A 23,709-nucleotide genomic window follows, 5' to 3' on the forward strand; every position below is an offset into this window, starting at 1 on the left:
ATCGCCACATGCCGGACCGCGTCACACCGCTGCGCCTGCCGGACTGGTCTCAGGATCTGCTGCTGGCGGTCTTCATCACCGTGATGCAGGTCCAGGGCACCATCGTCCGCAACAGCGGCCGGCCCGAGGAGGTGCTGCGCCCGCTCTCGGATTTCGGATATCTCGGCTACCTCCTGCTGATCACCGCGGGCGCCGTCCTGGTCGTGCGGCGCCGACGGCCGGTCGCGGTATTCGCCGTCACCGCGCTCACCAGTGCGGTCTACTACGCCCTCGACTTCCCGGACGGACCCGGGTGGCTGGCGCTGTTCGTCGCGCTCTACACCCTCACCGCACACGGTGACGGGCGGCGCTCGCTGGTGGTGGCAGGCGTGGGAATCGCCGCCCTGACCGCGATCTGGCTTCCCGCCGCCTCGGACGTCGAACCACCGGCCGCGATCGGCTGGGTCTATTTCCGGATCGGCGCCGCGGTGATGAGCGCCGCGCTCGGCGAGAGTGTCCGCTCGCGGAAAGTCGTTGCGGCACAGGCGCTCGAGCGTGCCGAGCTGGCGGAACGAACTCGCGAGGAGGAGGCCCGCGCCCGGGTCGACGCGGAACGGCTCCGCATCGCCCGCGAAGTGCACGATACGGTCGCGCACGCGATCGCCGTCATCAACGTCCAATCCGGTGTCACCGCGCACGTGCTGGACAAACGGCCCGAACAAGCGCGCGAGACCCTGCGGATCATCGAGCGGACCAGCTCTCGGGCACTGACGGAAATGCGGGCGATCCTCGGAGTTCTTCGCGACGACACCGTTCATCGCGACGACAACGACGGCCGCGCCCCGCAACCGGGCCTCGCGCAGATCCGGGAACTCGCCGCCACGGCCCGCGACGCCGGGCTCGAGGTCGAATTCGACACGCCCGCACCGCCTCCCGACATACCCGGCGCGGTCGGCACCGCGATATATCGGATACTGCAGGAATCGATCACCAACGTGATTCGCCATGCCGGTGCGACGCGCGTGTCGGTCGAGGTGAACTACGGTGTCGACGCGGTGGCGGTCAGGGTCACCGACGACGGGCGGCAGCCGGCCGCGCCCTCCCCGGCCACCGCCCGAGCGGGCACCGACGGGCGCGGCATCCTCGGTATGCGCGAGCGATGCCGGCTCCTGGGCGGCGATCTCGACGCGGGCCCGCTCCCGCACGGAGGATTCGCGGTCACGGCCCGGCTGCCCCTGGCCAGGACGGAAACGGTGAAGCTGTGAGCACTACGGCAGACGCGGACGGTGGCACTCCGATCCGGGTCCTGCTCGTCGACGACGAGCAGTTGGTGCGGTCGGGGTTTCGGCTCCTGCTCGATATCGAGGACGACGTCACGGTCGTCGGAGAGGCCGCGAACGGCGCCGACGCCGTGCGGAAAGCCCGTGCGCTGCGTCCGGATGTCGTGCTGATGGATATCCGCATGCCGACGATGGACGGCATTCAGGCCACCCGTGAGATCGCCGCCACGACCGGGCTGCGAGATGTCCGGATTCTTATCCTGACCACCTACGACACCGATGCCTATGTGTTCGAGGGACTGCAAGCCGGCGCCGCCGGCTTCCTGCTCAAAGATGCCGGTCCCGCCGAGCTGCTACACGGTATCCGCGTGGTCGCCGCCGGTGAGGCTCTGCTCGCGCCGCGTATCACTCGCCGCCTCATAGCCCAGTTCACGGCCCGGCGCGCCGCCGACCGGGCCGCCGAACAGCGGCTCGCGGTACTGACCGACCGTGAGCGGGAGGTGCTGGCCCTGGTCGGCCAGGGCATGAGCAATGCCGAGATCGGCGCCGAACTGTTCCTCAGCCCGGCGACCGCCCGCACCCACGTCAGCCGGGCGATGGTCAAACTCGGCGCTCGCGACCGCGCGCAACTGGTCGTCATCGCCTATCGAACGGGGCTGGTGGCGCCGTAGATCGAGCGCGTCCGGTCCGGACAAGCCGAGCGACGGCCGCACCGGTCCAGCGGTAGCCGCCCGCGGCGCCGATGCCGGACCGGAATTTCGCAACAGACCCGATCACCTGCTGATATGGCGTATCGACCGGAATCTCTCCGGGTGCCGGCGAGCTCTCGATTCCTACCGTCGATGGCGTCGCTCGCTGACGGCGGGCGGCATACGTCCCGGTAGTCGTTTCGCCGCGGACAGCTGATCTCGCCGGTTCGCCCGGCGTGTACGGGGAGGAATTCGCATGTCCATCACATCTGTCTACGCCGCCGCCACCACGGCTCTCGCGCTGGCGCTGGTGCCGGCCACGGCCGCCTCGGCCGCGGGGCCGGGCGGTCACGAGAACACCTATCCGGCACCGAATGGGTACAGCTTCACCGTGGGCCATCTCGATTACGCGGCCCATCCGGTGACCGCGCTGAACGGCATGTCCACCAATCGAGAAGTGTTCCTGGACAACACGTCCTACGCGCGGCTTCCGAGTGGCACCGGAACGTTGAAGGCGGGGTATTACGTCGCGTGCGCGGTCGATATCGACCTCGGTTTCAGCGCCGACGCCTCGGCCTCGCTGAGCGCCGGAGCGACGATCAGCCCGGATCTGGTGGAGCCGAGTGCGAGTGTGACGCTCGGTCCGAGCGTCTCCGCCGGCATCGGGGTGAACGTGTCGGTCACGCCCGGGAAGATCACCGATGTCGAGGTGGGTCGGAAGCACCTCGGTGCCGGGGAGACCGACTATCTCGTCAGCCGCGACTTCCATCTCATGGTGCAGGGGTGCGGCGGTCCGCTGACCATCCGCGCCTACAGCAGGATCGAGGTGTCCGCGGCAGAGGTCGACGGGAACGGCGCCGTCTTCGCGGATCCGACCGTGCTCTGAGTGGCGTATCCGGCAGATGTAGTTCAGGTTCGTTTTCAGGGTGAACCCCGATGCCATTCGATACTGCTCACGGCCACCATTGAGCTATGACCACAGCGAGCGGCGGGACCGGCGGCACGAGCCGGACGGGATTCAGCGAACAGCTCCAGCACCTGTGGCGGACGCGTCCGACACGGCTGCCGGGACAGAGCCCGGTCGCCGGCGTGGCGTCCGGATTCGGCCGTCGCTACGGCGTGGACCCGGTACTGATCCGGGTCGCGTTCGTGGTGTCGACGATCTTCGGTGGTGCGGGCATCGTGTTGTATCTGGCGGCATGGTTGCTGCTGCCCCCGGCGGGTGACGCGGTGTCACCCGCCGAGGGCCTGCTCAGCCGCGGGCACAGTTCGCAGTCGTCCACCAAGACCATCGTGCTGATCGTCGCCCTGGCGATCGCGGTCACCACGATGGGCCCGGTGGGTGTCGGACTCGGCGGCTCGGGGGTGATCAGTTTCGCGCTGATGGTGGCCGGTTGGTGGTTGTTGTACATGCGGCAACCGGAACCGCCGATCGACGGATCGTATCCGCTGACGGCCGAGGGTGGCATCGCGGCGACGGGATATCCGGGGGCAAGCTTCCCGGGTGGGTCCCCGTGGAGCGGAAGCCCGTACGGACCGTTCACCAAGCTGCCCGACCACTACGAACCGGACCCGAATGTCGTTGCGGGCGGCCAGGTTCCGGCCACGCCGGCACACGCTTCGACGGCAGCCGAACCCATCGGCGCAACCGCCGCCACTGTGCCACTGCGGGTCGATCCGCATACGCCGGAAAGTCTTGCAGATGAGGCCGGCGCCGCACCGCCGGACAGCACGAGCTCGGCACACGAAGTGACCGAAAGTGGTGCTGCGGAAGTCGTTCCGCTGGAAGAAGCTTCCGGACGACCGGACAGCTCGGGTGCCGCGGCAGATTCCGGTTCCTCCGAACATGGTGCCGCCGCGCCGGACTCGCCCGGCGACGGGAACTCGTCCTCCGACGAGCCGACCGCCGGCAAAGCGACGTCCGACGAGACATCGGCCGACGATCGCCCCACGGTCGCGCTGACCCGGCCACTCGCCGTCGAATCCGGCACGGCGACAGGCTCGGAGGGGCCCTCGGCCGAGGACGAGTCCGGCCCCGACGATTCGCCCGGGTCCGGCGGGAGCGCACACCCCCGCCCGACACCTCCGCCCGGCCCACGCCCGTACGGCAACCGTCCGATCCCCGACCCGGCGCATGTCGGACCCACTCCGGCCGGCTGGGATCCGCTCGGCGTGGCGCCCATGGCCTGGGATCTGCCCACTCCCACGCAGGAACGCCCGGTCGCGGTCGTGCCTGTCCAGCGGCCGCGGTCCCGGCTCACGCCGGTGGTGATCGGCCTGGCCGTCCTGGCGGCAGCGGCCGCGGGCGCGGTGGCCGCAGCCGGAGCGGACTGGATGACACCCGCGCGAATCGGCGCGGTCGCCCTGGCGGTGGTCGGTCTGGGCCTGATCGTCGGCGCCTTTCTGCGCCGCGGCTACGGCTTGATGGTGGTGCTGGCGCCGCTGGCGGGATTCGTCATCCTCGCCTCGATGGTGGGTCCGGTCGAATTCGACCGCGGGGCCATGGGCGACCATGTCTGGACCCCGGCCACGACCGCCGATCTGGCCTCGGAGTACAAGATCACCATGGGCTCGGGCACACTCGATCTGCGCCAACTGCCCCTCACCGAGAATCGCACGGTCCACGTGAATGTCCAGATGGGCGACTTCCGGGTGCTGGTGCCGGAGTCGATGCGGCTCCACGCCACCTGCAACGCGAGCATGGGTGACGTGTCCTGCCCGCAAGGGCCCACCGGACCGGCCGACGGGCCGATTCTCACTCTCGACGTCGATGTCCACGCCGGAAACGCGGAGGTGAAACGTGGCTGACAACGAAACGGCCGACACTCGGGCCGAAACGAGGCGCGGACCGTCGTTCTCGCTGCTGCTGGCCGGGATACTCGCCCTGCTGGTCAGCGTCTGGGCCTTCATCGGCCCCACGTCCTGGCCGTTCCACAGTGCGGTGCCGGTGGGCTGGATCGTGGTGGGTGTGGCGGTGGTCGTGGGAATCGTCCTGGTGATCTCGCCGCGAAGGAAGAAATAGCGTCCGGCGGAGGCCGCACGACCCAAAGAAGGGGCCCTTCCAGCCGGTGCTGGAAGGGCCCCTTCTCCGCTATCGGCCGAGACCGCCGCTCATTCCCATTCGATGGTGCCCGGCGGCTTGCTCGTCACATCGAGTACCACGCGATTGACCTCGGCCACCTCGTTGGTGATGCGGGTGGAGATGCGTTCGAGCACCTCGTAGGGCAGGCGGGTCCAGTCCGCGGTCATGGCGTCCTCACTCGACACCGGCCGCAGCACGATCGGATGGCCGTAGGTGCGGCCGTCGCCCTGCACGCCGACACTGCGCACATCGGCCAGCAGGACCACCGGGCACTGCCAGATCTGTGCGTCCAGACCGGCGGCGGTCAGTTCCTCCCGCGCGATGGCGTCGGCCTGACGCAGGGTTTCCAGCCGGTCCGGGGTGACCTCGCCGATGATGCGGATCGCCAGCCCAGGCCCCGGGAAGGGCTGGCGCGCAACGATGTCCTCGGGCAGCCCGACCTCGCGGCCGACCGCGCGAACCTCGTCCTTGAACAGCAGCCGCAGCGGTTCGACCAGCTCGAATTCCAGATCCTCGGGCAGCCCGCCGACGTTGTGGTGGCTCTTGATGTTGGCGGTGCCGGAGCCGCCGCCGGATTCGACCACGTCCGGGTACAGGGTGCCCTGCACCAGATATTCGACCGCGGGTCCGTTGCCGCCCTCCTCGGTGCCGGTGGACTTCACGACCTCGGCGACCGCATCCTCGAAGGACCGGATGAACTCCCGGCCGATGATCTTGCGCTTCTCCTCCGGATCGGTGACGCCCTTCAGCTCACCGAGGAACTTCTCCACCGCGTCGACGGTCACCAGTTTTGCCCCGGTGGCGGCGACGAAGTCGCGCTGCACCTGTTCGCGCTCACCGGCCCGCAGCAGGCCGTGGTCGACGAATACACAGGTCAGCCGGTCTCCGATGGCCCGCTGCACCAGCGCGGCCGCTACCGCGGAATCCACTCCGCCGGACAGGCCGCAGATCGCGTGCCCGTCGCCGATCTGCTCGCGCACCTGTTCGACCAGCGCATCGGCGATATTGGCCGGGGTCCAGGACGCGGGAATGCCGGCGATTTCGTGCAGGAACCGGCTGAGCACCTGCTGGCCGTGCGGCGAATGGAGAACCTCCGGGTGGTACTGCACACCGGCCAGCCGCCGAGCGCGATCCTCGAAGGCCGCGACCGGCGCACCGGCCGTCGTCCCCGTGACCTCGAAGCCGGCCGGCGCGTCGGTGACCGCGTCGCCGTGGCTCATCCACACGGGTTGCACCGTCGGCAGTCCGCCGTGCAGCACGCCGCCGTCGATGTTCAGCTCGGTGCGGCCGTACTCACGGGTGCCGGTGTGCGCGACCGTGCCGCCGAGTGCCTGCGCCATCGCCTGGAATCCGTAGCAGATGCCGAAGACCGGAATGTCGAGGTCGAACAGACGCGGATCGAGCTGCGGCGCGCCCTCGGCGTACACGCTGGACGGGCCGCCGGACAGGATCACCGCCAGCGGCTTCCGATCGGCGATCTCCTCCACGGTCGCGGTATGCGGTACCACCTCCGAGTAGACGCTGGATTCACGCACGCGCCGCGCGATCAACTGCGCGTACTGCGCCCCGAAGTCGACGACGAGAACTGGTCGCTGGGTTTCTGCCACCCGCACAGTTTAGTGAGCGCATCGGCGCACCTCGAGGGCGGGCGAGCCTGCGACTCCAGGCCGTGATCGCCCCCACTTCACCGGTTCGATGCCGGTCGTATCGACCGGCGGCGGACGGGGTGGCGAAACGGCCTATCCGCCAACACATATCCCCGCTCGCCTTCCTCCGCGACGATCACGAAGGCGGAGCAGCGGCAGTCGGCGACGGCTATCCTCGTGCTCGTGCCATTCGCCCGTGCGATCGATGCCGAAATCCATTACGAGGATTCCGGCGGCCGTGGTCCTGTGGTGCTGCTGGGGCACGAATTCTTCATGGACCGAACGATGTTCGCCTTACAGGCGGCCGCCCTGGCGCCGGAGTTCCGCATCGTCACCTGGGATGCGCGCGGGCACGGCCGCACCCGCGACGAGGGGCTGCCCTTCACCTATTGGACGGCGGCCCGCGACGCGCTGACCGTGCTGGACCAGCTCGGCGTCGAACGCGCGGTGGTCGGCGGCACCTCCCAGGGCGGGTTCAGCGCCATGCGCACCGCCCTGCTCGCTCCCGAACGAGTGGCCGCGCTGATCTTGATCTCCACCGAAGCGCACAGTCCGACCCCGCAGGAACTCGCGACCTCGCGCCGTTTCCTCGACCATTGGCGGGAGCCGACCATCCGGCATGCCCTCGCCGAGCACATGGCGCAGTGGCTGATCGGGGACGACGCCGGGCACCGGGCGGTATGGACCGAGCGGTGGCTGGCGCGGGATCCGCACGAACTCGAGGCCGCGGCCGGATGCCTGCTGGCCCGCGACTCGATCCTGCATCGGCTGTCCGAAATCACCTGCCCCGCACTGGTCATCCACCCCACGCGGGCCGGCATCCCGCGCGCGCATGCGCTGGAAATGGCACGACGGCTGGTCGGATCGCGATTCTGCGAAATCGAGGGCGCCCGCCAGGCGGTCAACATGACCCACCCCGCGCAGGTCAATGCCGCGATTCGCGACTTCCTGCGCGGGGAGGTGCTGACCCGGCTCAACTGAGCCGCGTCACCGCGCGAGATCTCAGGCCCGCACGCTGAGGCCGACCCGCTGGAATTCCTTCAGATCGCAGTATCCGGCCTTGGCCATCGAACGACGCAGGCCGCCAACGAGATTCACCGATCCCCATGGATCGCTGGACGGGCCGTACAGCACCTTCTCCAGCGCGGGCTGCTCGTCCGGCTCGGCGAACTGCAGCAGCGCGCCGCGCGGCACCGACGGATGCGCGGCCGCCGAGGGCCAGTACCAGCCACGGCCGGGCGCCTCCTGCGCCAGCGCCAGCGGCACACCCAGCATCGCGGCATCCGCACCGCAGGCGATGGCCTTGGCCAGCTGGCCGGAGGAGACGATGTCACCGTCGGCGATCACGTGGACGTAGCGTCCACCGGTCTCGTCCAGATAGTCGCGGCGGGCCGCGGCGGCATCGGCGATCGCGGTCGCCATCGGGACGCCGATACCGAGCACCTCACCGGTGGTGGTTGCGCCGGGCATCGAGCCGTAACCGACGATCACGCCGGCGGCGCCGGTGCGCATCAGATGCAGGGCGGTGCGGTGATCGCTGACACCACCGGCCACGACCGGCACGTCCAGTTCGGCGATGAAGGTCTTGAGGTTCAGCGGTTCCACCGACGAGCCGGAATCCTCGGCCGGCACCGCGCTCGCGCCGCCGACGTGTTCGGCGGAGATGATGGTGCCGTGGACGACCAGCAGGTCGATCCCGGCCTGCACCAGACTCGGGGTGAGGGCGCGCGCGTTCTGCGGGCTCACCCGCACCGCGACCGTCACCCCGGCGGCGCGCACCTGCGCGACCGCGGCGGCCAGCAGATCGGGCTGCATCGGCGCGGCGTGCAGTTCCTGCAGCAGTTCGACCGCGGCCTCGGGCCCCTTGTGCTCGGCCACCTCGACCAGCTGCTCGATGCGCGCGCTCACATCGGCGTGCCGCGCCCACAGGCCCTCGCCGTTGATGACGCCCAGTCCGCCCAGACGGCCCAGTTCGATCGCGAATTCCGGCGACACCAGCGCATCGGTCGGATGCGCGACGACGGGGATGTCGAATCGGTAGGCATCCAGCTGCCATGCCAGCGACACCTGCTTCGACGACCGGGTGCGCCGCGAGGGGACGATGTCGACATCGTCCAGCTCATAGGTACGCCGGGCGGTCCGACCCATGCCGATCTCGACCATGTCCCGCACTGATGTCTCTCCTTAGTGTGTTCTGCCACGCCGGTGTGTGCGACGAACGTGCACGCCGGCGCCACGACGTCGCGGCGATCTCGCACCGACGCGCGTCCATCCTCCCAGCTCCCGGCGTACGCCATACGCCGGGGGCGGTCCGTGTCGGACGACAGGCATGGGAACCGGTCCGGCGCGGTCACGCATCGACACGACCGACCGGTATCCCACAGACGGCGATGGATCGGCCCCGTGCCGACGACACGCCTTGTCCCGGAAGCACTTCCGCCACCCCGCACAGCGGCGAGCTTTCCGATCCCGCAGGCCGCCTCGCGGACCCGAGCCCGCGTCGGCCGCCGCTGTCCGGCAAGCAGCCGCCGCGGCGACCGTGTGCACGAGCCGCCGTGGCAGGACGTCGTCCTCGCCCTTCGCCCGGCTCCTACTTGCCGCGGCCGGTGTAGTTCGGGGCCTCGACCGTCATGGTGATGTCGTGCGGGTGACTCTCCTTCAGACCCGCCGCGGTGATCTGCACGAACTGCGCCTGCTGCAGATCGGCGATCGACTGTGAACCGGTGTAGCCCATGGCCGCCCGCAGACCGCCGACCAACTGGTGGATGACCTGGTTCACCGGACCACGGAAGGGCACCCGCCCCTCGATGCCTTCCGGAACCAGCTTGTCCTCGGCGAGCACGTCGTCCTGGAAGTAGCGGTCCTTGGAGTAGGACTTGCCCTGTCCACGTCCCTGCATGGCGCCCAGCGAGCCCATGCCGCGGTAGCTCTTGAACTGCTTGCCGCCCACCAGGATCAGTTCCCCCGGGGATTCGGCGGTGCCGGCGAGCAGCGAGCCGAGCATGACCGTCGACGCACCGGCGGCGATGGCCTTGGCGACGTCACCGGAGAACTGGATGCCGCCGTCGGCGATCACCGGCACGTCGGCGGCGCGGCACGCGGCCACGGCCTCCAGAATCGCGGTGATCTGCGGGGCACCGACGCCGGCGACCACGCGGGTGGTGCAGATCGAGCCGGGACCGACACCCACCTTGACCGCGTCGGCGCCGGCCTCGACCAGCGCCGCTGCGCCCTCGCGGGTGGCGACATTGCCGCCGACGACCTGAATCCGGTCGCCGACCTCGTTCTTGACCTTGGCGACCATCTGCAGGACCTGGGCCTGATGGCCGTGCGCGGTATCGACGACCAGCACGTCGACCCCGGCATCGGCCAGGCTCATCGCGCGCGACCAGGAGTCCTCGCCGACACCCACCGCGGCGCCGACCAGCAGTCGACCGTCGCGGTCCTTGGTCGCGTTCGGGTACTGGTCGGTCTTGACGAAGTCCTTGACGGTGATCAGGCCGCGCAGCCGGCCGTTGCCGTCGACGATCGGCAGCTTCTCGATCTTGTGCCGGCGCAGCAGGCCGAGGGCGGCCTCGGCGGTGACGCCCTCCTGCGCGGTGATCAGCGGCGCCTTGGTCATCACGTCGGCGACCCGGCGGTTCTGGTCGACCTCGAAACGCATGTCGCGGTTGGTGATGATGCCGACCAGCGCACCGGTCTCGTCCACCACGGGCAGACCCGAGATCCGGAACCGCGCACACATCGCGTCGACCTCGGCGAGGGTGTCGGACGGGCGGCAGGTGACCGGGTCGGTGACCATTCCGGCCTCGGACCGCTTCACGGTCTCCACCTGGGCGGCCTGATCGGCGGCAGACAGATTGCGGTGCAACACGCCCATACCGCCGGCGCGGGCCATGGCGATCGCCATCCGAGCCTCGGTGACGGTGTCCATCGCCGAACTCACCAGCGGGGTGCGCAGGGTGATCTCGCGGGTCAACCGGCTGGAGGTCTCGACCGAGCTGGGGATCAGATCGGAAGCGGCCGGCAGCAACAGCACGTCGTCGAACGTGAGGCCGAGCATGGCGATCTTGTTCGGATCGTCACCACCCGTATGCGGGCGGACGGCTCGTTCGCCCATCACGGGACTACTCATCTGATCGACCCCTCCTGGACCTCGAAAGCACCGATACGGCACTCCGGCCCGGCATTCCGGGACCTCGGTACCGACCGAGAACAGCTGATGGATGGTGGAGCCGAAGCGTGCTACCCGGCGCCTGTGTATCCATGGTATCGGCCGCCTGCGGGGGCGACCTCGTCGCCTCCGACACAGTGGTGGACGAGGGTGACAGCCGCGCAACAAGCGCGTCAAAATGCCTTCAGCGCTGGCGCGGAGGGGGTGGTTCTGCGTACCGTGGGATTGTGCGTGACCATCTACCACCTGGCCTGCCGCCGGACCCCTTCGCCGGAGATCCCTCCGACCCGTCGGCCGCGCTCGATGCCATTGAGCCTGGGGAGCCGCTGGACCCCCATGAGCGCCTAGCGGTCGAAGAGGATCTCGCCGATCTCGCGGTGTACGAGGCGCTGCTGTCCCACCGGGGCATCCGCGGTCTCGTGGTGAGCTGTGAGGATTGCCGGCAGGACCACTACCACGATTGGGACATGCTGCGCGCCAACCTGCTGCAACTGCTGGTCGACGGCACGGTCCGCCCGCACGAGCCCGCCTACGATCCGACGCCGGAGGCCTACGTGACGTGGGACTACTGCCGCGGATATGCGGATGCCTCGATGAACGAAGCCCTGCACGGTGACGGATTCGACGGGTTCGACGCCTGACCCGTTCGCCGCGTAGCGCCCGGCACCGCCGCGCGCACGTTCGGCGTGTGAATTTCCGCACTTCTGCTGCTGGATTCCCACTGCTGGTGCACACCTACCGCGCGCACCTTCCCCAGAAAACACGAATCCGACCGCCGGGATCGGCGATCGGTTCTCGTATCGGATATGTCGCTCTAGTTGATGCCGGTGTGCAATCCCCCACCGGCCGGCGGCACGACCACCGTCGGTACCGAGGGCGCCGACGGATGGATCGGCGCGACGGTCTGCTGCGGCTGCGTCGGCGGGACCACCGCCCCTCCGCCGATGCTGCTGGTCGGCGGATTGGCGGTGGGCTGGTTCGTCGGCGGCTGTTCGTGAGTGGGTGGCTGCTCGTTGGTCGGCGGCTGCTGTTGAGTCGGCGGCTGGTTCGTCGGCGGCTCGGCAGTCGTCGGCGGTTGCTGCTGTTGCGTCGGCGGCTTGGCACCACTACCCGGCTCGGTGCCGGGCGTTCCCGGTGCGGAACCGTTCGCACCCGTTTCGGGCGCGGTCTGGCTCCGCATGATCTCCGGGCCCGGAGTGCTCGGCTTGGAGCCGGTGCTCTCGTGCTGCCCCGGATTGATGGACTGCCCCGGCGTCGTCGGCGCGACCACTGTCGGTGTGGTCGGCGTCGTATTCGCCTTCGGCTCCAGCGACTCCAGCGCGGCGGCCACCTGCGGTGCGGTGGTCTTCAGCTGATCCAGCAGATGCTGCCAGCGCAGCTGCAGATCCTGCTTGCGCGAATTGTCGTCGACCTGGGTCGTGTTGGTGGAAGCGCTCTCCAACAGTGCCTTGGCCTGTTCGGGGTGTCCCTGGTCGATCAGCGCCTGCGCCTTGGTCATATCGTCGTCGGCGCGTTGGGCGATCGTGGTCTGCGCCTGCTGGCTGAACACGACCTCCTTCACTCGCCACAACGGATCGCCCGGCTGCGCGCCGTAGGAGAACGCCGTCGTCCCACCGGCGATCACCGCGACCGCGGCTGCGGCTCCCATCAACGGACGGACCAATCGCAATCTGCCGCGGCGATGGGCGTTGACCCTCGCCTCCCGCGCTCCGATCTCCTGGTTGACAGCCGCTACCACGGCGTCCAGATCGGGACCGGCCGGCATCGGAGTGTCGACGATATCGGCACGCCAATTCGCGAGCAGGCTCGCGAGTTGATACTCCTCGGCACTGTCCGTCGCGACGGGACCGTCGCCGGCGATGGCGTCGATCAGCGCATCGTCGCGGCGCACCGCTGCGATATCCACCGGCCCGGAATCACCGGACTCCCCGGATGCCTCGGCATAGGGACCGCTGTTCGGCGATCCAAGCCGCGCCTTCCAGTCGCCCCGACCGCGCTCGCCATCCCTAGCCATACATTTCACCTGCCCTCGCCACTTGTGACTTGAGTTTCGCGAGCGCCCGATGCTGAGCCACTCGTATAGCTCCCGCCGTACTGCCCACGGCGACAGCAGTTTCTTCTGCTGACAAACCCATGACCAAACGCAGGATCAGGATCTCTCGATGCTTCTCCGGTAGCGTGGCCAGCAGACTGTTCATCTGCCGGCTCGTTTCGGATTCGAGAGCGCGCTGCTCCGGCCCCTGGTCGGTGGATATGACATCTGGTACTTCGGCCATCGCGTCCGCCTTGTTACGGGCGGCGTTGCGATGTGCGTCGGCGACCTTGTGCGAGGCGATTCCGTACACGAAAGCCATGAACGGCCGCCCCTGGTCCTGGTAACGCGGCAGGGCGGTCATCACAGCCAAGCAGACCTCCTGCGCCACGTCGTCCGCGGAGAGCTGCCCACGCTCCGCGGAACCGATCCGCGCGCGGCAATAACGAACTACCAGCGGGCGGATGATTTCCAGTACCTGGGCTAAAGCCGAACGGTCGCCCTGAGCTGCGGCAGCTACGGCGGCGTCCAACTCCTCGCCCGAGTGCGTCATCGTCAGAGATATTCCTGGCGTTACAAGTGGCACGGCCGGAATTCGACCGGTGCTTCCACCGGTCGGTGGAACGGAACCAACAATAGCGGCTCAGCTATGTGAGTCGGACAACATGGGGGATCACTGCTCACCCGATTTCCGGCCCGACCCGCAGCCGACCGCCCCGACCAGCCAGGATCCGCGCGTACACACCGGCTTCGGCCGCCGCGCGGCGGGCCTCGGCCGGCTCGCACACCCCCGACCGCAACATCGCGGCGGCCCAGCGCAGCGGCAGCAATCCGTGTGCGGCGCAGAGGGAATCGACCAGCTCGGCAACGGCGCGGCTGCGATCGATGTCACCGTCGCCCGCCGCCGCGGCGGCCAGCAGCAGCCGCGACTTCACTTGATGGCGAACCGATCCCAGGCGCTCGGCCGCGGCCACCGCCGCCTCGGCGTGCGTCCGCGCGGGTTCGGCGACCAGCCCCATACCGGGTGCGGCAAGCGCGGTTTCGGCGCTGACCCAGTGCCAGCGCACCAGCGTCCGCAGGTCCGCGGGCGCCCGATCCATGGCGCGGCGACAGCGCCGCAGCAACCGCGCGGACACCTGCGGCTGCCCGGTACCGAGCGCGTCCGCGGCCAATCCGGTGAGCGCGTCGCAGACCGCCGCGGCGCGCATCGGATCGACCGCACCCTCCACCGGCAGATCGGCGACCAGCGCCGCCGCCCGTCCGTCCAGGACCGCGGCGCGCGCGTGCCAGCCGAGCTGGCGCAGCAGCGAAGCCTCGGTCGAGGCCACGAGCGAGCCGAGTACCGGATCCCTGGTCAGCCGGGCGGCCCGGAGCAATTCGGTGCGTGCGGCCGCATACCACCCTCGGCCACCGAGAACGACCGCCCGCAACCAGGTCCCGGCGGGATCGGCGGCGACGGGGAGATCCGCGAGCGCGATGCCGGGGCGGGCGCCGAACGCCGCGTCGACCAGTACGGGGGCGGGCCCGGCGTCCAGCAACCCCTCGACGCGCGGGGACGAATCCAACACCAGCGCACCTTATCCGGCGCCCGATCGCGGCCCGCACCGCCTACGGGCTATTTCTCAGCGAAAAATCGGGGCGGCGTGTTTCCATCAGGTAAATCTGCAACGAGCTAACCATCGGCGCACCGCAGTGAAATTCGCACGCTTTTCGGATTATTAACCTGCCCGCCCCGGCGCGGCCATCCGGACTTCTTCCGCGCGCGCGAGCCCAGTGTGCCACATCACATATCACACTCCCCAGCGTTGGCAAGCACAACAGGTCTTTTCTTCCGCTAAACACCGCGTGAACTGGGAGAATGCGAGAATCCACGGACGCGTCGCAATACTCGCGAAACAAGTCAACCGGTCAGTATCGCTTTCCCGGTCCGGAAAGTAAACAGCGTGCAGGTTAAATCTGAGATCTGCCGGAATTGCGATCACTGTCGACGTATCTATTGACGTGATTTCACTGCGCGACCTAACGTACTTCATCGCCGTCGTCGGCGCCGCGCGAAATTGCGGCGACCGCGTACTGCGATCGCCGGAGATCGGCGATACGGTCCGAGCCCGATCTCGGCGAGGTCACTGTCGCCCCCGCCCAGGGTCCGGACAGACCGCTGCTGACAAGCACCGCTCGACAACGCCGACGAGCTCGCACCATGAGGAGTTCACCATGCCCATGCCCACCCACCTCCCCGGTCCCAACGCCGACATCTGGGATTGGCAGATGCGCGGCTCGTGCCGCGGTGTGGACTCCTCCGTCTTCTTCCATCCCGACGGCGAGCGCGGACGCGCGCGCACCCAGCGGGAGTTGCGCGCCAAGGAGATCTGCCGGACCTGCCCGGTGCTCATGCAGTGCCGCAGCCACGCCCTGAAGGTCAGTGAGCCGTACGGCATCTGGGGCGGCATGTCGGAGACCGAACGAGAGCTCCACGCCCGGCGCAATCGCCGCCGGATGGCCGTCTGACCGGCGCTCGCGAAATTCGGTCGCACCGGACCGATCCGAACCAGCTGGGGCGCCGAATACCTAGCAAACACCCGGCCACTGAACGTGGCCGGCGACACCGGTACAGGCGCAGGTTCTCGGCCACCGCCGATTCGCCTGCCGCATGTTGACCAACAGCCGCACCCAAGCCTCAGCGTTTCGTGAAAGTCATCGGCGTGTCACGGCGTGTCTCCACACACTCGTCGGCGTGTCGTTTTTGGCGCGAAATCCGCTGGGCCACAGGTGCGTTGCCCGACGCACCCCACCTGGAAGGAGGTCATAGCGGCGCGCTACGGTAGTGGCCGATGACACAGAATGGAGCGTTGTGACAACGCGGCCGCCGGCCGCAGAGGACGACTCGTTCCAAGGATCCATCGGGGACGGTCGGGTGGCCACACCGAGTGTGGACTCTGCGATCACGGCACGCGCAAGCGAAAGTATCGAGCTGGCGGCACTTCTGGAGCGCTGCGGCCGGTCCGATCGGCAAGCATTCGCCGAGCTTTACGACCGCACGAGCGCCCGGGTATTCGGCCTGGTGCTGCGTGTCCTCCACGATTCCGGTTACGCGGAGGAGACGACCCAGGAGGTCTACCTCCAGATCTGGCGCACCGCAACCAATTTCGACCCTTCCAAGGGTTCGGCGGTGACCTGGCTGATGACGCTCGCGCATCGGCGCGCCGTCGACCGCGTCCGCGCCGAACAGGCGCACGCCCAGCGTGAGGTCACCTACGGCGCCGCGACCCTCGGCCACGAATTCGACGAGGTCACCGAGGAAGTCGGCCGCCGGCTCGAACAACAGGCCGTACGCGAGAGCCTTGCCACCCTCACCGAAACCCAGCGCGAGGCGATCTCCCTGGCGTATTTCGGCGGCCGGACGTATGCCGAGGTGGCTGCCTACCTCGGCGTAGGGTTACCGACCGTCAAGTCCCGGATACGGGACGGATTGACACGACTGAAAAAGAGTTTGGGAGTGACGTGAGATGAACGAGAGCCAGATCGATCTCGCGCATACGGTCGCGCTCGGATCGATCGGCGACGAGGACCAGCGCGCGGTGCAGGAGCTGTTCGACTCCGGCGACTCGGTACTGCGCGCGGACTTCGACACGGAAGTGCAACTGACCAGAGAAGCTCTTACCCTGTTCGCCTCGGCGTCGGCCGTCCAGCCACCCGCCACCCTCCGCACCCGGCTCCTAGCCGCGATCGCCGACGATCACGCCCCCGCCGCACGACATATTCGGCCCCTCGATCGCCGCAACGGTGAGGAGCCCGGCCCCGCCTTCAACTGAGCCCGGGGAATCGCGGGAACGACAAGGACACCGCCCCTTCCAGGGCGATGGCCCAGGGGCCCTTACAGCCCTCCATGAATGACGCTCCGGCAAGTTTTGATCGGGTGAACATCACGTTCTCGACGGCTTTCGTTGGTTCGCCGTAGTCGGAAAACGACAGTAGTGGGCGATCAGGGGGAGGAAGACCTGGTCCACTACTTCGGTGATGGCTGCTCGAGAAGGGGGGCGGTGGGTGAGAAGCATGTCGCCGACCACCAGGGTGACAGGCAGCACGGCGACACGTGCGGGCACGGATGCTCGATCGAGTTCGCCGCGTTGTGCGGCGCGGTCGATCACGGTTGCCATTGCGGACCGGCCCGCCTGCTGGGTGCGGTCCTGGAGGTAGTGGGCGAGATCGCTGTCGCGCGTGCGTTCGTCGGCGAGGGCGTCGAATACGGGTGCGAGTTCCGTCATTCGCAGGGTGAGGCGGTGCAGCACTGCGAGGACGTCGGTGCGCAGTGCCCCAGTGTCGGGTGCGGGTGGCGGCAGCGGCGGTGTCCGGTGGCGCAGAGCCGCCAGGACCAGGTCGCGGCGGCAGGGCCATCGGCGGTAGAGGACGGTTCTGCTGGTGTCGGCGCGGGCCGCCACGGCCTCGAAGGTCAGTTGGTGATAGCCGACGGCAAGGAGTTCTTCCCATGCTGCCTGGAGCAGGGCGGCTTCCAGGGCGGCGCCCCTGCGGCGCTGTACCGACCGGACACCGGTGTCATCGACGGAGGAGTTGCGCTCGGATTCAGCAGGGCGCGCGCCGCCGGCTTCGTTTTTGGGCACAGCGTGTATCTTATTCGCACATTTAAGGTACATATCGAACCCTATGGAGCCCTCATGCGCGGCAAGGGTGTGCAGTACGACACCGGAACGTTCCCCGACGGCAACAGCACCCGCTACGCCTTCGACCCCCGCATCGTGGAGCGCGAGATGCGCATCATCGCCGACGACCTACACTGCACTGCCGTACGTGTCACCGGTGGCGACCCCGAACGCCTCAGCGTCGCGGCCGAGTACGCGGTCGCGGCCGGACTGGATGTCTGGTACTCGCCGTTCCCCTGCGAGATGACCGAAGCGGAGATGCTGCCCTACTTCGCCGACTGCGCCGACCGGGCCGAGGTGCTTCGCCGTGCCGGAGCCACAGTCGTCCTGGCAACGGGATGCGAGCTGAGCCTGTTCGCCAGCGGCTACCTCCCCGGGCAGACCTTCTCCGACCGCATGCAGGCCATGCGGGCCGCGCCCGAAGCGAGGGCAGCCGCACTCGCGGAGATCCCCGACCGCGTCAACGGCTTCCTCGCCGAGGTCGTCGAGGCCGTCCGCCCCAGGTTCGCCGGCCCGATCAGCTACGCGTCGATCCCAATCGAGCAGATCGACTGGCGTCCGTTCGACATCGTCGGCGTCGACGCCTACCGCAACAGCCACAACGCTCTCACCTACCGCCGGCAACTCGGGCAGTACTTCTCCTACGGCAAGCCGGTGGTCGTCACCGAAGTCGGCTGCTGCACCTTCCGGGGCGCGGCCGACCTCGGCGCCGGCGGCTGGACCGTCATCGAGCCGGATGGCCGCGTCAGACCAGGGACAGTCCGTGACGAGAGTGAACAGGTCCGCTACATGAACGACCTGCTCCCCGTCTTCGCGCAGGAGGGCATCGACACCGTCTTCTGGTTCAGCTTTGCAGGCTTCGAACTGCCGCACCGGCCGGATCCCCGCAGCGATCTGGACCTCGGCTCCTACGGCATCGTCAAGATGCTCGACGATGGCGCTCCGGCCCACACCTACCCTGGAATGCCCTGGGAGCCGAAGGAAGCCTTCCACGCCCTCGCCGAGCACTACAGGTGAGAACAGCCCGTCGAGTGGTTGGTCCTCGGACTGCTGTCCGCCCCGCCACGGGGACCATCGCCGAATGGATTGGTAGGGAACACCGTCGAAAGTACTTAAGCGCGACAGATTCCCGGTCGCCCGGAACTCCATAACTTTGTGGTCGGAACATCACCACCACGAAGGAGAATCCCGTGAGCGACATCAACGACCTGGTCGAACGCTACCTCGCCGTCTGGAACGAAACCGATCCCACCGCCCGCGCCGCGCAGATCGCCGACCTGCTCACCGACGACGCCGAATACACCGATCCACTGGCCTCGGTGCGCGGCCACGCCGGACTCGACGCGGCCGTCGCCGCGGTCCAGCAGCAGTTCCCCGGACTGGAATTCACCCTCGGCGGCCCGATCGACAGCCACCACGGCATCGCCCGCTTCACCTGGCACCTGGGCCGGCCGGGCGAGGAACCGCTGGTGATCGGCTTCGACGTGGCCGCCCTCGGAGACGACGGCCGCATCCGCCAGATCCTCGGCTTCCTCGACAAGGTACCCACCGGCGCCTGACCCCTCCCGACACAGGTCGGTCCGGAAGGCCGACCTCGTTAGGTCTGAGTCGGCACGCAGCCCGGCCCAGCCGGGATGGCGCGGGGTGGCTTCAGCGAGTATCCACTCGCGATCTCACCACGAAAACGCCAACGGCCCGTTCACGTTTCGTACGTGAACGGGCCGTTTGCCGTGACAGAGATTTCCCGTCACCGACGAGCCCTAGGGGCCGCAACCACGCCGGAGCGGAGGCCCAAAATACAAAGGCCGAGGACTCAGTGCGCGTGACCGTGGTGGTCGTCGGCCTCTTCCTCGGCCGGCTTGTCGACCACGGCGCTCTCCGTGGTGAGCACCATGCGCGCCACGGAGGTGGCGTTGAGGACCGCGGAGCGGGTGACCTTGACCGGGTCGACGACACCGTCGGTGATCAGGTCGCCGTAGGTCAGGGTGGCGGCGTTGAAGCCGTCCTTGCCCTCGCTGACCTTGCTGACGACGACCGCGCCGTCGATACCGGCGTTGGTGGCGATCCAGTACAGCGGCGCCCGCAGCGCCTGCCGCACGACCTCGACGCCGATGGCCTGGTCACCGGTCAGCGAGTCGCGCAGTTCGATTAGCTTGGTCGCCGCCTGCACCAGCGCGGTACCACCGCCGGAGACGATGCCCTCCTCGACCGCGGCCTTGGCCGCGCTGACCGCGTCCTCGACCCGGTACTTGCGCTCCTTGAGCGCGGTTTCGGTGGCCGCACCGACCTTGATGACCGCGACGCCGCCGGACAGCTTGGCCAGCCGCTCCTCCAGCTTCTCGCGGTCCCAGTCGGAGTCGGTGGCCTCGATCTCGCCGCGCAGCTGCGCGACGCGGGCATCGATGGCCTCCTGGGTGCCGGCGCCGTCGACGATGGTGGTCTCGTCCTTGGTGACGACCACGCGGCGGGCGTGGCCGAGCAGGTCCAGACCGGCCTCGCGCAGGCTGATGCCCAGGTCGGGGTTGATCACGGTGCCACCGGTGACGACGGCCAGGTCGTCGAGGAACGCCTTGCGGCGGTCACCGAAGAACGGCGCCTTGACCGCGACGACCTTGAGGGTCTTGCGGATGGCGTTGACGACCAGGGTGGACAGCGCCTCGCCCTCGACGTCCTCGGCGATGATCAGCACCGGCTTGCCGGATTCGGCGATCTTCTCGAGCAGCGGCAGGAAGTCGGGCAGCGAGCTGATCTTCTCCCGGTGCAGCAGCACCTGGACGTCCTCGAGGACGGCTTCCTGCTTGTCGGGGTCGGTGACGAAGTAGCCCGACAGGTAGCCCTTGTCGAACTGCACGCCCTCGGTGATCTCCAGGTCGGTGCTGAGCGTGGAGGACTCCTCCACGGTGACGACGCCGTCCTTGCCGACGGTGGTCAGCGCCTTGCCGACCATCTCGCCGATTTCCTCGTCACGCGAGGAGACGGTGGCGACCTGGGCGATGGCCTTCTCACCGGAGACCGGCTTGGCGGCGGCCAGCAGCGCCTCGGACACGACGTCGGCGGCCTTGCTCATGCCGGCGCCGAGGCCGATCGGGTTGGCGCCGGCGGCGAGGTTCTTGAGACCGCCCTTGATGAGGGCCTGGGCCAGCACGGTGGCGGTGGTGGTGCCGTCGCCGGCGACGTCGTTGGTCTTGGTGGCGACGCTCTTGACCAGCTGCGCGCCGAGGTTCTCGAACGGATCCTCGAGGTCGATGTCGCGCGCGATGGTGACGCCGTCGTTGGTGACGGTGGGGCCGCCGAACGCCTTGGCCAGCACCACGTGCCGGCCGCGCGGGCCGAGGGTGACCTTGACGGCGTCGGCCAGCTTGTCGACGCCGCGTTCCATTGCCCGACGAGCCTTCTCGTCGAACTCGATCTGCTTTGCCATGGTTGAGATGTCCTTGGGGTGGGAGTGGTGGACGGGCCTGCGACGACCCGCGGCCGGAAGCAGCGACCGCGATCCGGAACCACAACGATCACTGCCCCGGCGCCCATGCGTGGGACACCGGGGCAGTGATCGTTACGGTGCGATCCGGATCGCGACGGCCGCGTGGGTCATCGGTCGGTCATCACTTGTCGACGACGGCCAGCAGGTCGCGCGCCGACAGGATCAGGTACTCCTCGCCGTTGTACTTGATCTCGGTGCCGCCGTACTTGCTGTAGATGACGACGTCGCCTTCCTTGACATCCAGCGGAATGCGCTTCTCGCCGTCCTCGTCCCACCGACCGGGTCCTACGGCGACGACGGTGCCCTCCTGGGGCTTCTCCTTCGCCGTGTCGGGGATGACCAGGCCGGAGGCGGTCGTCGTCTCGGCCTCGTTGGCCTGGACGAGGATCTTGTCCTCGAGCGGCTTGATGTTCACGCTCGCCACGTTGAGCCCTCCACTTTCAGGGGATTCGGTCGTCCGGGGCTGTTCCCCGGACTCACGGTTTGGTCACGGTGTTGATGCGGCGTTCGTGGAGTCTTACCACTACCGCCGTGCCGACCCTGCGCACAGCCCCGTCGTCGCGGGTGCCGGGACCCTTGCCCAAAGTCGAGCTGGCACCTGAGCACAACCAGTGCCGACTAGCACTCTATACACGAGAGTGCCAGCGCTCAAGGGTGGGCAGTGCTGACTTTGCGACACGCCCGAGGGCGTGGCAATTGATCCAAAAAATCTGTAACGTTCGGATAACGGATTGTGACAGTATGTAAGACGGTTCCGTGATCGGTCATGTCGTACGACAGTTGTGTCGTTACGGCGCGTCCATCGGCCGTAACCGTCACGCGATCCGTTGAGTACCAAAGCTTCACCCATCGCGCGACGACCTCGCGCACACCTGAGACGAGAAAAGACCGCACGTGATCGACGGCCGGTCCCGACCCTGAAAACGGATCGCATCTGATGGGACCGACAGCCTGACGGAATGGCGCCTCACCGGACCGCCCCCCAGACGGAGGAAGACCCGCCCCGATCCGCGCGCGGAGTATTCGCCGCACAGCGGATGCCCCTGATGTCCGTTCGAGATGGTCGGTACCACCAAGGCCGTCCGCTCGACCAGCTCGAGAAGGGAGGTGAACATGCGAACATCCCTCGGTATATCCGCCGGGAACGAAGTCGTCTGCTCGGCCGTCGTCACCACCGCGCCCAACGGTGCCCAGAGCTTCGATTACCGCGTCGTGTCGGCGGATGTGGCACATTCCGATCCGGGTGATCTGGTCGCCTCGTCGATCGAACTGATGACCACGCAGATGCCGCGCGACTACCTGCACCGGGTCGGCACGCACACGCCCGGCGCCTCGGCGCCGCAGACCCAGCCCGTCCCGGCCGGGGCCATCGCGGTCGCCTACCGCGATCGTGAGCAGGCGATGGCGATTCGCGCCGCGATCGGTAAGCAGCGCCGGGATGTGCAGCTCATCCCCGAAAGTACTGCGGCACTCACCTATTTGCGTGACACCGGCCTCCTCGACCGCTACGAGACGGTGGCCGTGATGGACCTCGGCGCCTCCGGTACGACGGTCACGGTGGCCGATCTGGCCGACGACACCGTGCTGCGTTCGGAGCGCACCGAAACCATCAGCGGCGCCGCGGTGGACGAGCTGATCTACCACCACCTGCTGGACTGCCATTTCGCCCGCAGGGGTACCCGGCCCAACCGGACCATGCTGATCAACCGGAGCCGGGCCGCCAAGGAGCATCTGTCGATCGCCCCGGCGGTGACCATCGACCACGTCGCCGGGCAGCCGCTGAAGCTGACCCGCGCCGATTTCGGCGAACTGATCGCCGATCTGCTGCACGAGGCGGCCGACTACGCCCGCGCGGTCTTCGCACGAGCGCCGAAAACCCCCGAGGCGCTGGCGATCATCGGCGGCGGCGCCAATATCGCCTCGCTGGTCGAGGGACTCGGCGCACTGCTCGACATTCCGGTGGTCTCGGTTCCCGAGCCGGAGGCGGTGACCGCGAAAGGTGCGGCGCTGGTGGCCGATACGGCCCAGCCCTCGGCCTTCTCCCCGATCGCGCTCGGTAGCGACGGGTCGGCCGGAACCTTCACCAAACTGATCGGCACCCTCGTCGGTGCGGTCGTGGTGGTCGGTCTCGTGGTCGGCTACGGCGTCAAGGAGCTCGTGCCCACCGCCCACCAGGATGTGACCCCGGCGGGGACGACCGGTGCTCAGCTGACCACCCCGCCCGCGTCGTCGTCCCCGATGCCCACGGGTACATCGACGGAGGGCACCGGGCAGAGCCGGACCGAGCATCCGCCGACGAGCACCACCCCGCCGGGCAGTTCGGCGCCGGGCAGCTCGCTGCCGACCACCAATGCCGATCAGGTGCCGCCGGTCACGCCGTCGACCAGTGCGCCGGTACTGCGGCCGGATCCGAATCTGCCACAGATCCCGCTGCCCAACCTGCCGCATCTGCTCGGACCGCTACTGGGAACCACCACACCGCAACCGGTTACGCCCGGTACGAGCACACCGGACAGCCCCACCCCGGGGACCGCGCCGACCAAGCCGGGCAGCACCCGAATTCCGGTGCCGCATTCGAGTTCCGGGTCCGCGGATACCGATCCGGCCCAGCCCGCCGAGGCGGGTGAATCCGCTCCGTCCGGGCGGTCGGCAGCACCCAGCACGACGACCGTGCGGCCTCAGGACTGA

At 68.4% G+C, this 23,709-nt stretch carries 22 protein-coding genes; 13 read left to right on the forward strand and 9 right to left on the reverse strand.

The features are described 5' to 3' along the window. The first annotated feature begins 8 nt into the window (after nt 1-8). The 5 genes from NA3_RS01035 to NA3_RS01055 all read left to right on the forward strand — a co-directional run bounded on the left by NA3_RS01035 (nt 9) and on the right by NA3_RS01055 (nt 4,970). Entirely contained in the window at nt 9-1,244 is a 1,236-nt protein-coding gene (locus NA3_RS01035) for a sensor histidine kinase (protein ID WP_062961802.1), read from the forward strand. Beyond that, on the forward strand, nt 1,241-1,930 hold the full coding sequence (locus NA3_RS01040) for a response regulator transcription factor (RefSeq protein WP_062961693.1): 690 nt from the start codon (nt 1,241-1,243) through the stop codon (nt 1,928-1,930). Before NA3_RS01035 ends, NA3_RS01040 begins: the two co-directional genes overlap by 4 nt. A gap of 274 nt (nt 1,931-2,204) precedes the next feature. Beyond that, nucleotides 2,205-2,834, forward strand: coding sequence for an MspA family porin (locus tag NA3_RS01045; protein ID WP_062961694.1), 630 nt, complete (start codon nt 2,205-2,207; stop codon nt 2,832-2,834). Nucleotides 2,835-2,920: 86 nt separating this feature from the next. Beyond that, nucleotides 2,921-4,756, forward strand: coding sequence for a PspC domain-containing protein (locus NA3_RS01050; protein WP_062961695.1), 1,836 nt, complete (start codon nt 2,921-2,923; stop codon nt 4,754-4,756). Next, nucleotides 4,749-4,970 (forward strand): hypothetical protein, encoded by a 222-nt coding sequence (locus NA3_RS01055; protein ID WP_062961696.1) that lies wholly within the window; start codon nt 4,749-4,751, stop codon nt 4,968-4,970. The genes NA3_RS01050 and NA3_RS01055 overlap by 8 nt, the downstream gene beginning before the upstream one ends. An 89-nt stretch (nt 4,971-5,059) precedes the next feature. On the opposite strand, the gene guaA is transcribed toward NA3_RS01055, so the two are convergent. After that, nucleotides 5,060-6,637, reverse strand: coding sequence for a glutamine-hydrolyzing GMP synthase (guaA, locus tag NA3_RS01060; RefSeq protein WP_062961803.1), 1,578 nt, complete (start codon nt 6,635-6,637; stop codon nt 5,060-5,062). 222 nt (nt 6,638-6,859) lie between these two features. Here guaA and NA3_RS01065 point away from each other — a divergent pair, with 222 nt between their 5' ends. Beyond that, complete coding sequence (locus tag NA3_RS01065; protein ID WP_062961804.1) at nt 6,860-7,657, forward strand: alpha/beta fold hydrolase; 798 nt, start codon at nt 6,860-6,862, stop codon at nt 7,655-7,657. Nucleotides 7,658-7,678: 21 nt separating this feature from the next. On the opposite strand, the gene NA3_RS01070 is transcribed toward NA3_RS01065, so the two are convergent. Then, entirely contained in the window at nt 7,679-8,848 is a 1,170-nt protein-coding gene (locus tag NA3_RS01070) for a GuaB3 family IMP dehydrogenase-related protein (RefSeq protein WP_062961697.1), read from the reverse strand. A gap of 418 nt (nt 8,849-9,266) precedes the next feature. Next, a complete protein-coding gene (gene guaB, locus NA3_RS01075; RefSeq protein ID WP_227995373.1) occupies nt 9,267-10,811 on the reverse strand; it encodes an IMP dehydrogenase in 1,545 nt (514 codons plus the stop codon). A gap of 266 nt (nt 10,812-11,077) precedes the next feature. On the opposite strand from guaB, the gene NA3_RS01080 reads away from it, so the two are divergent. Beyond that, nucleotides 11,078-11,491: a DUF5319 domain-containing protein gene (locus NA3_RS01080; protein ID WP_025347353.1), complete on the forward strand. Its 414-nt coding sequence runs from the start codon at nt 11,078-11,080 to the stop codon at nt 11,489-11,491. Between the two features lie 173 nt (nt 11,492-11,664). Here NA3_RS01080 and NA3_RS01085 read toward each other — a convergent pair whose 3' ends face one another. From NA3_RS01085 to NA3_RS01095, 3 genes are all read right to left on the reverse strand, one after another. Next, nucleotides 11,665-12,864, reverse strand: a complete 1,200-nt coding sequence (locus NA3_RS01085; protein ID WP_084490810.1) for an anti-sigma-D factor RsdA — start codon at nt 12,862-12,864, stop codon at nt 11,665-11,667. Then, nucleotides 12,857-13,435 (reverse strand): sigma-70 family RNA polymerase sigma factor, encoded by a 579-nt coding sequence (locus NA3_RS01090; RefSeq protein ID WP_030513512.1) that lies wholly within the window; start codon nt 13,433-13,435, stop codon nt 12,857-12,859. Before NA3_RS01090 ends, NA3_RS01085 begins: the two co-directional genes overlap by 8 nt. 127 nt (nt 13,436-13,562) lie before the next feature. Further along, complete coding sequence (locus NA3_RS01095) at nt 13,563-14,450, reverse strand: hypothetical protein (protein ID WP_227995374.1); 888 nt, start codon at nt 14,448-14,450, stop codon at nt 13,563-13,565. Nucleotides 14,451-15,096: 646 nt separating this feature from the next. On the opposite strand from NA3_RS01095, the gene NA3_RS01100 reads away from it, so the two are divergent. The 3 genes from NA3_RS01100 to NA3_RS01110 all read left to right on the forward strand — a co-directional run bounded on the left by NA3_RS01100 (nt 15,097) and on the right by NA3_RS01110 (nt 16,694). Then, nucleotides 15,097-15,390 carry a WhiB family transcriptional regulator gene (locus NA3_RS01100; RefSeq protein WP_030513510.1) on the forward strand — a complete coding sequence of 98 codons (294 nt, stop codon included), beginning with the start codon at nt 15,097-15,099 and terminating at the stop codon, nt 15,388-15,390. A gap of 421 nt (nt 15,391-15,811) precedes the next feature. Next, nucleotides 15,812-16,387, forward strand: coding sequence for a sigma-70 family RNA polymerase sigma factor (locus NA3_RS01105; RefSeq protein WP_062961807.1), 576 nt, complete (start codon nt 15,812-15,814; stop codon nt 16,385-16,387). Nucleotide 16,388: 1 nt separating this feature from the next. Further along, nucleotides 16,389-16,694: an RskA family anti-sigma factor gene (locus tag NA3_RS01110; RefSeq protein WP_062961699.1), complete on the forward strand. Its 306-nt coding sequence runs from the start codon at nt 16,389-16,391 to the stop codon at nt 16,692-16,694. Between the two features lie 111 nt (nt 16,695-16,805). Here the strand turns inward: NA3_RS01110 and NA3_RS01115 are convergent, their stop codons facing one another. After that, nucleotides 16,806-17,501, reverse strand: a complete 696-nt coding sequence (locus NA3_RS01115) for a TetR/AcrR family transcriptional regulator (RefSeq protein ID WP_218021758.1) — start codon at nt 17,499-17,501, stop codon at nt 16,806-16,808. Between the two features lie 54 nt (nt 17,502-17,555). Between NA3_RS01115 and NA3_RS01120 the strand changes: the two genes are divergently transcribed. After that, entirely contained in the window at nt 17,556-18,557 is a 1,002-nt protein-coding gene (locus NA3_RS01120; protein WP_062961700.1) for a glycoside hydrolase family 113 protein, read from the forward strand. A gap of 173 nt (nt 18,558-18,730) precedes the next feature. Then, nucleotides 18,731-19,099, forward strand: coding sequence for a nuclear transport factor 2 family protein (locus NA3_RS01125; RefSeq protein ID WP_062961701.1), 369 nt, complete (start codon nt 18,731-18,733; stop codon nt 19,097-19,099). A 254-nt stretch (nt 19,100-19,353) separates the two neighbouring features. Here NA3_RS01125 and groL read toward each other — a convergent pair whose 3' ends face one another. Both groL and groES read right to left on the reverse strand, forming a co-directional pair. Further along, complete coding sequence (gene groL, locus NA3_RS01130; protein WP_062961702.1) at nt 19,354-20,961, reverse strand: chaperonin GroEL; 1,608 nt, start codon at nt 20,959-20,961, stop codon at nt 19,354-19,356. 181 nt (nt 20,962-21,142) lie between these two features. Further along, nucleotides 21,143-21,445 carry a co-chaperone GroES gene (groES, locus tag NA3_RS01135; protein WP_030513506.1) on the reverse strand — a complete coding sequence of 101 codons (303 nt, stop codon included), beginning with the start codon at nt 21,443-21,445 and terminating at the stop codon, nt 21,143-21,145. A 689-nt stretch (nt 21,446-22,134) separates the two neighbouring features. Between groES and NA3_RS01140 the strand changes: the two genes are divergently transcribed. Further along, nucleotides 22,135-23,709: a DUF7159 family protein gene (locus tag NA3_RS01140; protein ID WP_128145086.1), complete on the forward strand. Its 1,575-nt coding sequence runs from the start codon at nt 22,135-22,137 to the stop codon at nt 23,707-23,709.

The sequence above is a fragment of the Nocardia africana NBRC 100379 genome, assembly GCF_001612635.1.
GTDB lineage: Bacteria > Actinomycetota > Actinomycetes > Mycobacteriales > Mycobacteriaceae > Nocardia > Nocardia africana.